Origin of the sequence: Helicobacter sp. L8, assembly GCF_003660355.1 — a bacterium.
Lineage (GTDB): Bacteria > Campylobacterota > Campylobacteria > Campylobacterales > Helicobacteraceae > Helicobacter > Helicobacter labacensis.
The window spans coordinates 35,524-46,574 of record NZ_QXQR01000004.1 but is presented as its reverse complement, the minus strand read 5'-3'; the positions used below and the strand labels follow the sequence as shown (position 1 = coordinate 46,574).

The 11,051-nt window shown below is 46.4% G+C and carries 10 protein-coding genes; 3 read left to right on the top strand and 7 right to left on the bottom strand.

Going from position 1 to position 11,051, the window contains the following annotated elements; all coding sequences use genetic code 11:
- Nucleotides 1-45: 45 nt before the first annotated feature.
- Entirely contained in the window at nucleotides 46-1,215 is a 1,170-nt protein-coding gene (locus EAO37_RS03370; RefSeq protein ID WP_120943817.1) for a class I SAM-dependent methyltransferase, read from the top strand.
- Between the two features lie 284 nt (nucleotides 1,216-1,499).
- On the opposite strand, the gene EAO37_RS03365 is transcribed toward EAO37_RS03370, so the two are convergent.
- Genes EAO37_RS03365 through EAO37_RS03355 form a run of 3 tightly spaced genes read right to left on the bottom strand, consistent with a single transcriptional unit; the run spans nucleotide 1,500 to nucleotide 3,661 of the window.
- Nucleotides 1,500-2,567, bottom strand: coding sequence for an LptF/LptG family permease (locus tag EAO37_RS03365; protein WP_120943814.1), 1,068 nt, complete (start codon nucleotides 2,565-2,567; stop codon nucleotides 1,500-1,502).
- Nucleotides 2,546-3,121: an aminoacyl-tRNA hydrolase gene (pth, locus tag EAO37_RS03360; protein WP_120943812.1), complete on the bottom strand. Its 576-nt coding sequence runs from the start codon at nucleotides 3,119-3,121 to the stop codon at nucleotides 2,546-2,548. Before pth ends, EAO37_RS03365 begins: the two co-directional genes overlap by 22 nt.
- Before the next feature lie 3 nt (nucleotides 3,122-3,124).
- Nucleotides 3,125-3,661, bottom strand: coding sequence for a 50S ribosomal protein L25/general stress protein Ctc (locus EAO37_RS03355; protein WP_120943809.1), 537 nt, complete (start codon nucleotides 3,659-3,661; stop codon nucleotides 3,125-3,127).
- Nucleotides 3,662-3,751: 90 nt separating this feature from the next.
- Here EAO37_RS03355 and EAO37_RS03350 point away from each other — a divergent pair, with 90 nt between their 5' ends.
- Complete coding sequence (locus EAO37_RS03350; protein ID WP_120951540.1) at nucleotides 3,752-4,360, top strand: outer membrane protein; 609 nt, start codon at nucleotides 3,752-3,754, stop codon at nucleotides 4,358-4,360.
- A 7-nt stretch (nucleotides 4,361-4,367) separates the two neighbouring features.
- Here EAO37_RS03350 and EAO37_RS03345 read toward each other — a convergent pair whose 3' ends face one another.
- Complete coding sequence (locus EAO37_RS03345; RefSeq protein WP_120943806.1) at nucleotides 4,368-4,964, bottom strand: peroxiredoxin; 597 nt, start codon at nucleotides 4,962-4,964, stop codon at nucleotides 4,368-4,370.
- A gap of 255 nt (nucleotides 4,965-5,219) precedes the next feature.
- Between EAO37_RS03345 and EAO37_RS03340 the strand changes: the two genes are divergently transcribed.
- The gene (locus EAO37_RS03340) at nucleotides 5,220-6,797 is read left to right on the top strand and encodes an ATP-binding cassette domain-containing protein (RefSeq protein WP_240451717.1); all 1,578 of its coding nucleotides are present in this window, start codon (nucleotides 5,220-5,222) and stop codon (nucleotides 6,795-6,797) included.
- Here EAO37_RS03340 and EAO37_RS03335 read toward each other — a convergent pair.
- Genes EAO37_RS03335 through EAO37_RS03325 form a run of 3 tightly spaced genes read right to left on the bottom strand, consistent with a single transcriptional unit; the run spans nucleotide 6,757 to nucleotide 10,948 of the window.
- Complete coding sequence (locus EAO37_RS03335; protein WP_120943801.1) at nucleotides 6,757-7,419, bottom strand: HAD family hydrolase; 663 nt, start codon at nucleotides 7,417-7,419, stop codon at nucleotides 6,757-6,759. The two genes, EAO37_RS03340 and EAO37_RS03335, sit on opposite strands and share 41 nt — an antisense overlap.
- Nucleotides 7,420-7,451: 32 nt before the next feature.
- A complete protein-coding gene (locus EAO37_RS03330; RefSeq protein ID WP_120951536.1) occupies nucleotides 7,452-8,138 on the bottom strand; it encodes a di-trans,poly-cis-decaprenylcistransferase in 687 nt (228 codons plus the stop codon).
- Nucleotides 8,135-10,948 carry an FAD-binding and (Fe-S)-binding domain-containing protein gene (locus tag EAO37_RS03325; protein WP_120951533.1) on the bottom strand — a complete coding sequence of 938 codons (2,814 nt, stop codon included), beginning with the start codon at nucleotides 10,946-10,948 and terminating at the stop codon, nucleotides 8,135-8,137. Before EAO37_RS03325 ends, EAO37_RS03330 begins: the two co-directional genes overlap by 4 nt.
- Nucleotides 10,949-11,051: the final 103 nt, after the last annotated feature.

Below are 11,051 nucleotides of genomic sequence, written 5' to 3'. Positions count from 1 at the left end.
TTTGCCTTTAAGTCTAAAAGCATATAATAGCACAAAAGGATGTCTATGTTAGCCAAGATGCTTTTAAAATCCATGTTTAAACGCTTTAAAAATGGGGATTACCGCGTGATTTTTTGGGATAAGGACATTTATCAAAACGGCACAAAAACCCCTAAATTCACCATCAAATTCAACCGCCCCCTTACAATGGGTGATGTCAAAAAAGACATGTCCCTAACCATCGCGGAAGCCTACATGGATCGCGTGATCGACATTGAGGGTTCTATGGATGAAGTGGCGCGCGTGCTGTATCTACACACCAATTATGCCCATCTACACAAGCATGACAGAGCCATTCCTTTCCAGCAACCCACCAAAGAGAGTTCCAATATCCAAAGCCATTACGATTTAGGCAATGATTTTTACAAGCTTTGGCTGGATGAAACCTTGAGTTATTCATGCGCCTATTTTAAAAAACATGACGACACCCTGCACCAAGCCCAATTACAAAAACTCGATCACACGCTCAAAAAACTCGATCTCAAACAGGGCGAAAAACTTCTAGATATTGGCTGTGGCTGGGGTTATCTCTCGATTCGGGCGGCTCAAGAATACAGCGTAGAAGTGGTGGGGATCACCATCTCAGAAGAGCAATTCAAGCAGGCTAGCCAACGGGTCAAAGACATGGGCTTAGAAGATCGGGTTACTATCCGTCTTTTGAATTATCAAGATTTAGATGGCATGCACGAGCGCTTTGATAAGGTGGTGAGTGTGGGCATGTTTGAACATGTGGGTAAGGAGAACCTGCCTTTTTACTTCAAAAAGGTCAAAGAGGTGCTAAAAGTAGGGGGCGTGTTTTTACTGCATTCTATTCTGTGTTGCTTTGAGGGCACAACCAACGCGTGGATTGATAAATACATTTTCCCGGGGGGGTATTTGCCCTCTTTAAGAGAGGTGATTTCTATTAGTGCAGAGAGTGATTTTCATTTAGTCTTGGCTGAGAGCTTGCGCTTGCACTACGCTAAAACCCTAGACATCTGGTATCAAAACTTCCTAGCCCACCAAGATCAAATCACTAAGATGTATGATGCGCGTTTTGTGCGCATGTGGGGGCTGTATTTGAATAGTTGCGCTTCGGCTTTTCGCGTGGGGAGTGTGGATCTCTACCAACTCCTATTCACCCACAGCGTGGATAATAGCATCCCCTTGACCCATGAGTATATTTACAAGAGCTAAGCCGCTATGGGTTATCCTCTTTAAATTTACGATAGCTTTGATCAAAACCAAATGAGTCCCCCTATTCTCTTAGCAAGCACCTCCCATTTTGCTTGGTGCGCTCTTTTGTATCGCCAATCTTGGCTAGCCCTCTGCTGGGTACCAAATGTGTTGTGAACCAGCAAAGACGCTAGTAAGCTTTAACCCACATCATTAGAGGATATTTTGGCTATGCCACCACACTTTTCAAAGCCAAAAGATCGAACGCGTGTCAAATACAGAGCGTCCTCCACGCCCAAAGCAGGTTAAAGACGCTTGTCTAGCTGTTTGTAATGGTATAGGGCGATGGCGCACAACAAGCCAAAGGGGAGCACAATCCCTAATTCGGGGTAAAATAGACCAGCGATGCTAAATTTTCCCAGCGCAAAGAATAAGCCCCAAAGAATCAAAGAGAGGATGATGAATTTCAAACTCAAGAGAGCAAGATTTTCATAGCGCGCTAAATTGGGGGTATAACGCGCAATGAGGATTGCTGTCAGGGGCACAAAAAAGGGCAAGAAGATAGACACATACAAAAAAGCGCGCACCTTTTTAGTGTCCCCGTGTTGGGCATAGAGCACACGCAGGGAGCGCAACGCATCTGTGATAGAAACGGCCGGCTTATTTTGGTAGATAGTGTCTAGCACTTTGGGGTGAAAACCCTTCAAGGTTTTAAGCAAAGCACTATTTTCTAAACGCAAGCCCTGTTGCCCTAAGACTAGGGGGGTGGGGAGTGTGGCTGTGCTTGCGTCATGCAAAACCCAATACCTGTGTTCAAACACCGCATGGTTAGCTTGGGCGACTGCGCTGAGTTGGTTGTGGGTGAGGGTAAAAATTTTGATGTTTTGGGCGCTTTGCAAGAGGGGGTTAATCTTGCCAAAGTAGACATAGTCATCGTTATACTTCACCAAGAGATTTTCTGAAATATTGGTGGGACCATCCTTGTAGATGATGGCTTGGGCTTTCTCTTGCATGTAGACAAAGGGGGTGGCATTCAGACCAATGAAGATGAGGATTAACACCAAATTGATGACCAACATCGGTCTTAGAACTTGTTTGATAGAGTAGCCAATAGCCAGCAGGGCACTATATTGGTTGGAGCGGATAAAGGCGATGTAAAAGAGCACCAAACCTAAGAGCAAAGAGATGGGGAGAGTGTAGTTAAGGGCATAGAGCGCATCGTAGACAAAGAATAATAAAATTAGATTAGCTGCATCGGGGAATTTGTCTGCATACTGCAGGCTGTCAATGCCAATAAAGAAAAACTCTAAGGCGCACAGAATAATCCCGCAATACTTCAGATAGTAAGAACCTACAAAGAGCCAGAGTCGCATGGGGAGGATTTGTGGGGGTTGTGCGTGAAACGCGCTTGCATGCGCGCAAAATCATCGTGTTCTAAATAAAAGCATAGGGCTTGCAAAGCGCGTTGGAAGACTTGTTGTTTTAGGGGTTCTTCTTGGGCGTTAAAACCCTCCAGCACATGCGTGCGCGCATCCTCACCCCGCCCGATTCCAATCTTGAGCTTGTAAAAGGGGTGTGGGTAGTGCGCCTCTAGGGATTTGAGCCCATTATGCCCCCCAGAACTTCCCTTAGCCTTGAAACGCAAAGCCCCCAGGGGCAGATCTAGATCGTCATGCACGACCAAGAGCGCGCGCACGGCATGCGTGCGCAAAAACGCGCTCAACGCTTCTCCGCTAAGGTTCATGTAAGTCATGGGTTTTAAAAGATAACAAGAATAGGGCGCGATTGTGGCGTAGTGGTAATTAGGGGCACTTTTGAAACGCGCCCCAAATTGTTGGGCTAGCAAATCCAGCACATCAAAACCCACATTATGGCGCGTGTGCGCGTAGACCAAAGTGGGATTTCCCAAGCCCACAAGTAATCTCAAGGGTTATTTAGCCTTAATTACACCCACTACAGCGTTATGGGGGTTTTCTAAGAGTTTGACAGAATCGGGCACCTGCAAATCCCGCACCAAGATCACATCGCCTACATCTAGGGGCGCGACATCTAGCTCGAAACTAGAAATGAGATGTTCTGGGGCGCACTGCACATGCACGCGCTCTTTAGAGAGCATCAAAATCCCCTTGTTTTTCAAGCCCACAGGAATGCCATGCACTTTCACGGGCACATAGAATTTAGAGGGCACCCCCGGATTTAAAACCAGCAAATCCACATGCATCAAGGCGTTGCTCACGGGGTCCTTTTGGTAGCTTTGAATCACCACATGGTAAGCTTGCGCGCCTACCTTGACTTGAAAATCCAAATGGGGCTTGTTTTTGACAAACCGGATAAAATCATTGCTCTTAAAGGTGGCGTAGACATTTTCTACCTTATTGCCATAGAGATTAGCTAGCAAATAGCCCTCTTTTCTAAGGGCTTTCCTTTGGGATTTGGATAGCACTGCGCGCGCCTGACCCTCTAACATCATTGTCCTTCATTAAAAAAGATAAACTCGAATTCTAACATATCCTAGCTTAAGTGGCTAATTTATGCTAGGATCGCCAAAAACTTTAGGATGGCAATGAAGTGGTGGTGCTTGGTGTGGGCGTTGGTGGGGAGTTTAGGGGCTAAGAATTTAAGCTACATGTCCTCATCGTATCAAGGTGGTATGGTTAGTTTTAAAACACGGGGCACGACCAAGCTCTTACAAGGCGCGTCCATTTCTTGGGGCTATGAAATCAATCCCAAACACGATTGGGCTTATGGACGCTACTATGTATTTGTAGATTATGGGAATGTGCTTTTAGAACCCCATTCTAAAAGCCAAGTCAATCTCTTCACCTATGGGGTGGGGGGGGATTTCATGGTGGCTTACAATAAAAACCCCATCAATTCCTGGGCGTTTTTCTTTGGTTTACAGCTTGGGGCTAACACTTGGATCGTGAATCAAAGGGCTAGCGACATCGTGCTGAACACTTGGAATTCTTTTAAAGAGTTGGTATTTGGTCCCTACCAATCCACCTATTTTAGGGCGATTGGGACCTTTGGGGTGCAATTTCGCACCATCGTAACCTGGCACATCGTAGATGTAGAGGTGGGGATGAAAATCTTTTTAAATCCTGAACCCAAAAGTGCCTTTGAGAGGAGTGTGGTGTTCTGCATCTCTCATGCCTGGCACTTTTAGACTAGGGCTAGAGGCGACTGGCGTGATCCCTAAGGTATTCTTGCACGCCTTCATGGGTGGGTTTCATGCCCGCATCGCCTTTGCGCCAACCAGCAGGGCACACCTCGCCATTTTCTTCAAAGAACACCAAAGCATCCACCATGCGCAACATTTCATCTACATTGCGCCCTAGAGGAAAGTCGTTAATGACGGCATGGCGCACTTTTTGGTGTTTGTCGATCAAAAAAGAGCCACGCAGAGCGATCGCCTCGTCAAAAAGCACTTCATAGCTCCTAGCGATCTCCTTTTTGACATCAGAAACCATAGGGAAACTCACTTGCCCGATCCCTCCATTTTCTACAGGGGTGTTTTTCCACGCGTAATGCACCACTTCGGTATCAATAGACACCCCAATTACATTGAAACCCCTGTCATGAAAATCTTTAATGCGGTGATCAAAGGCGATGATCTCAGAGGGGCACACAAAAGTGAAGTCTTTGGGCCAAAAGAATAGCACCGCGCCATTCCTCCCTAAGTTTTTAGAAAGCTCAAAATTATCGTCCACTTGGTTATTGGGCATAATGGCGGTGGCTTTGAAGTCTGGGGCCAATTTGGTAACTAACATGAAAACTCCTAGTGATTATTTGTCAAAAGACGCGCCACTATAGTCAAAATAGCCTAAATAATCAAGAGTCCTTAGTTATACTAGCCCAACTCTTCTTCAAGGATTGGCTTGAAACAACGCTCTGTTAAGCTATTTTGGCGTTCCCTAAAGCAACTCTTGTCTTTCTTAAACCGGCGCGACAAGAAGATCGCGTTTTTCTTAGTGTTGATGTCCATAGGCTTATCCCTCCTAGAAGTGCTCACCATTAGCATGATCATGCCCTTCATCACTTTGGCTAGCACCCCTAATCTCATTTTGAGTCATCCTTACAGCAAAGCCTTCTATGAATGGCTGCACTTCAAAACCCCCCTGCATTTCATGTTTGCCTTTAGCCTCGCTCTAGTGGGACTGTATTTATTCAGGATGGGTTATAGTGTGCTTTTTACCTATCTCAATAGCCGTTTTGCTAACCAAAAAGCCCATAAGATCGCCCAGCAATTATTCTTGCGCCATATCCAAGCCTCTTATTTAGAACACACCAACTTGCACTTAGATCGCATCCGCAACACCATCACCACCAAAAGCAACCAGACAATGGAAGGGTTTGGGGCATTGTGGAATTTGCTCTCAGAGAGCATGATCATTGTGTTTTTATACATTTTGCTTTTGTTGACAAACTGGAAGATGACTTTAGTCTTGAGCGTATTGCTCTTATTGCAGGTGTATTTTATCACCAAACACATGTCCAAGTCCATCCAAAAAAAAGGCCAAGTTGTCAGCACCTCAGGCGAATACTCTTTAAAGGTGCTCTCCAAATTCTTTGGTAACTTCAAACTCACCCGCCTTAAAAATAACCACCTAGAAGCCTGTGAGCGTTTTTCAGAATATAGCCTTAAAAGCGCGCGCGCCAAGGTCGCCTACCAAACCATGCAGGTGATGCCCAATAAAATTTTAGAAACCATTGGTTTTATTTTATTGATCTTGGCGGTGGCTTATGTGCTTTACAAATACGGCGAAGCCCAAATGGTCTTACCCATCATTTCCATGTATGCTCTAGCTCTCTACCGCATGCTGCCCTCTGTGAGTCGTATTTTAAGCAGTTACAACGCTATTGTCTACCACCAACACGCTATCAATGTGGTGTTTAAGGAGTTCCACAAACCCATCCTAGAAGAAGGAGATACCCCCCTGCACTTCAAACACAGTGTCCGTTTGGAAAATGTGTCCTTTGCCTACAAAGCCCACCATCCCGTGTTGCAAAACTTCAATCTCACGATCCACAAGGGACAAAAAGTGGCTTTCGTGGGGCCTAGTGGGTGTGGAAAATCCACTTTAGTGGATATTCTCATGGGCATGTTTACACCCAGTTTGGGCGCAATTTATGTGGACAACCAAGTCTTAAGCCCAGCAAATATCAAAAGCTGGCGGCAGAAATTTGGTTATATCCCCCAACATATTTATCTCTTTGAAGGCAGTATTGCAGAGAACATCGCCTTTGGTAGCCCCCTTGATGAGAAAAGAGTGGTAGAAGTGTGCCAAATAGCGCGCATTTATGATTTTTTAGCCCAGCACGAGGGGGTTTATACCCAAGTGGGCGAGGGAGGGGTGAAGCTTAGTGGAGGGCAAAAGCAACGCGTGGGGATTGCGCGCGCGCTGTATGACAATCCCGAAATTTTAGTGTTAGATGAGGCCACTTCTGCGCTTGATACCTTGACAGAGAGTGAGATCATGGAGGAAATCTACCAAGCTGCCCAAGATAAAACCCTCTTGGTGATCGCGCACCGCCTAAGCACGATCGAGCGTTGTGATATGGTTATTGATTTACAAAATATCTGCCACAATCCTGCAAGTTAAAGTCTTGGAAACTCTCAATATAGCCACTTCCAAGCCCCTTTAACGCCTTGAGCGCGGGGTTGTTATAGCCCAAAAAGGCGATGCCATTAGAGCGCGCGCTGGTGTAATCATTTTGGCTATCCCCAATCAACACCATCTCTTTGGGCGTGTAGCGATACGCCTCGATCAAGCGTGCTAACACCTTGACCTTAGCCGGGGGACTCCCGGCAATGCTTTTAAAGTAGGGCGTGATCCCTAAATAGCTACAAAGTGATTGCAACTCCGTATGCAAAGCTGCAGAGGCGACATGGAAAGGATAGTGTTGGTAATGCGCTTGGATAAAGCCCATCACTTCTGTATTGAGATGACTCTTAGAAAAGAGTTCTTTGGCGATGATTTGACCAAACTCTAACACCAACTCCTCTATTTGGGAGGACTCTAAGGGCGTGCCTAAGATGTGGCGGTAGAAATGATCGATTTTCTCTCCCCTAGAGACTCCCCCGCTTGCGTAGTGGTATACCTCAAAGGCTTGCCATGCTTGGGGGTCTATATCCCCAAAAAGACGCTTATACCCCATGCACTTCAAATGCATGCTATCAAAGATCACTCCGTCAAAATCCCACACCACCACTTTAAATTCCATCAACACTCCTTGAGATTGAAAATCTAACACAATCAAATTAACCGCCCAAATTTACGCTCTCTTCGCTCAAACAACGCGATGATCTCTTGCAAATGTGCGGGAGTAAAATCCGGCCACAGCACCGGACTAAAGAAGAGTTCAGCATAGCTAGATTGCCAAAGCAAGAAATTAGACAGGCGCATCTCCCCACCCGTGCGCACCAACAAATCTACATCGGGCATGCCTGCTGTGTCCAAATGCGCCCCAATGAGCTCTTGCATATCTGTCCCCTCTTTTTTGTGGTGTAAAATGCGCGCGCAAGCCCTAGCGATCTCATCGCGCGCACCGTAATTGAGGGCTAATACTTGGGTTAGGGCACTGTGGTGGGCGGTATCCTTCTCGAGGGCTAAGATGGTTTGGCGCAAAGAGGGGTTAAAGCGTTCTAAATTGCCAATGGCTTTAAAACGAATCTCGTTCTCTAAATAGGTGGATCGCTCTTGAATCAAGTATTTTTTGAGCATGCGCATTAAAAAATCAACCTCTGTTTTAGGGCGACTCCAATTTTCTGTAGAAAAAGCATAGAGGGTTAGATAGGCGATGTGGTTTTGGGCGCACCAAATGGTGATATTGCGCAGGGCGTTAATGCCTTGTTGGTGTCCATGTGTGCGGGGTTTGCCCTGTAATTTCGCCCACCTGCCATTGCCATCCATAATAATTGCTAGATGTCTTAAGGCATTCATTGCGCGCAAATATCCACTAAATAGGCGATGTGTTGGAAGGGGATTTTAGTCTGCTGGCTCAAGCCCACCTCACATGTGCTAGAGCTACAAAACCCGCGTTTTAAATGTTTATCCTTGTAAAAGCGCGCTAAATCTAAGAGGGCGTGTTGGTTTAACTCGGGAGTTAAAAAGCCCTTATTGCCTGCAAAGCCACAACAACCCGTATCGCTGTGCTCTAACACCTCCCCCTGCACGCATGCTTGGGCTAGATCGCGCATAGATTGGCTAAACCCCAATCTTTTAGAGGCGCACATAGCATACAACGCCACACTTTCATCTAAAGGCTTGATTGTGAGGGATTTTAGCAAGATTTCATAGATAAAAATAGGCATGTCATAAATGGGCAAGCCTGTATCATGCAAGCTCTCTACCAAATGCGCGCTACACGCGCTGTGATCGAGCACAATGGGGATCTGTCCATTGTCTGAGAGGCGTTTTAAAAGCTCGGTATTATTGCGCGTGTTTTGTGCGCTCAAGTCCTTATAATTGATAAAAGCCTTGCCACAACAAAATTTAGGCAATTCGTGCGGATAAATCACCCCAAAGCCCGCTTTTTTGCATAGAGATTCAAAGACTTCTTGCAAGCTACGCGAATCAGGCATGCGTTTTGAGGGCGCAAAGGCGCGATTGATGCAAGTAGAGAAATAGAGGACATTTTTAGCTGAGGGTTTGCTGTGCAATTTATAGGCATTGGAGCGGGGCATGTAGGCAGAGATGGCTGGTGTGCCCAGTTTGGCATGGGCTTGCTTGGAGAGTTCTTGCAATCTCTTAGGACCTAAAACCACTTGCCCTATTTGTGCCACGCTTAAACCTACTTTAAGCGCGCTAATGGTGTTGTCCAAATGTTTTAAAATCTCTTTGGCAAGCAGGGGGGCTTTTTCTTGAGCACGGCTTTTAAGCGCGATGGTTGCGCTATCAATGCCCAAAGGGCAAAGAGTGGAGCACATATGACATGCCGCACAGGTTTCATCGCTCAAATAGGCATACCCCTCTAATAACTCCTCTAGCAAGGCTTGATCGCTTACATGTCTTTCTTGAGCGCGCTTTGTCAAATGGGCGATCTCTCTTTGTAGCACGATGCGTTGGCGGGGCGTTAAAGAGAGATAACGACTCGGACAAATGCGCTCACAAAAGCCACACTCCATACAAGGTTCTAGCTCAGGGGTGATAGGCACACTCTCTTTTAAGTTTTTGGTGTGGATGTGGGGATCGTCTGAAATAATGACATCGGGATTAAGCAAGCCTTGCGGATCAAAGAGAGCTTTAATGCGCTGGCAAATGCTATAAGCCTTTGTCCCCCACTCTAGCTTGACAAAGGGGGCAACCATGCGCCCGGTGCCATGCTCGGCTTTGATCGAACCTTGCAAAGAGGCGACCATGTGGGCTAAATTCTCCATCAGCGCGCTAAATTGTGCCCTCTCTTGGGGGTTTTCTAGTAGGGGAGTGATCAAAAAGTGCAAATTCCCACTTAGGGCATGCCCAAAGATCACGCTGTGCTCTTTAAAACCATGCTTTTCTAGCAACTCTTGTAAGTGGGCGATCCCCTCTTGCAAATGCGCCATGTCAAAACATAGATCTTCTGTGATCACGCTTGCCCCCATGCGCCTGCGCCCCGCTACGATGGGGAAAAGCCCTTTGCGGATCTTCCACCAAGTGTTGTATTCTTGAGGCTTGGAGCTTTGCGCAAGGGGGAGGATTGTGCCCACAGCTTGTAATTTTTCTAGCACAAAGGCGCTATTTTTCTCTAAGGTGTTGGGGTCTGCGCTCTCTAGCTGGGCTAAAATGCAAGCATACCCGGGTTTGACTTGAGCTAATACGCTGGGCATCCCCTCCACGCCCTGCACACTGGCTAAACAGGCATAGTCCATCAATTCGGCGGCACTGATTTTATCCGCATTTTGGGCTAAAATGCGCACCGCCTCTAAAGCGGCGTTAAGAGTTTCATAAAAGAGTAAAAAGCAAGTTTTAAAAGGCAAATCGGGGACACAATGGAGCTCACAGCTAGAGATAAAACCTAGCGTGCCCTCTGAGCCAATGAAGAGATGGCTTAAAATCTCAATGGGGTCTTCAAAATCAATGAGGGCGTTTAGACTATAACCGGTGGTGTTTTTGATCTTATATTTCTTGGCAATGAGGGCGTGTAATTCTGTGTCCTCTAGGATTTCTTGGCGCAAATCTAAAAGAGTTTGCAAAAGGGGGGCATGGCTTTGCTTGAAGTTGGCTACACTTCTAGGATCGCTAGTGTCCAAAAGCGCGCCATCGGCTAAGATCAGGCGGATAGATTTGAGGGTTTGATAACTATTTTGCGCCACTCCACAACACATCCCACTGGCATTATTGGCTAAAATCCCCCCCAGCATTGCTGTAGCGATGGTCGCTGGGTCTGGTCCTATTTTTCTCAGGTAGGGTTTTAGGGCATTGTTAGCTTGTGCGCCGATCACACCACAACCCAAGCGCACACTTGAATCCTCAGGGTTGATTTGGATGTCTTGCCAACCCAAACTAGCCATCACCAAGACTCCCTCAGAACATGCTTGTCCAGAGAGTGAACTACCTGCCGCGCGAAAAGTAAGCGGGGTATGGTATTGACGCGCTAGGGCATAAATACGCATGATCTCCGACTCACTCTGTGCCTTGATCACAAGCTTTGGGATATAGCGATAACATGAAGCATCGATGCCATAGACCACGCGGCGTAAATAATCCTTGTAAATTCGATCGCCTAAAAACTGCTGGGCTTCTTGGTAAAAGGCGGTGTAGTTAGCCTGCATGAGATTGAGCCTTTGAAATGAGATAAGGCATTTTAGCACTTCTAGTTGTCTGTGCGTAGGGGTTTTTACATTCCAAACATAAATGTGCTAGAATTTGGGAAAA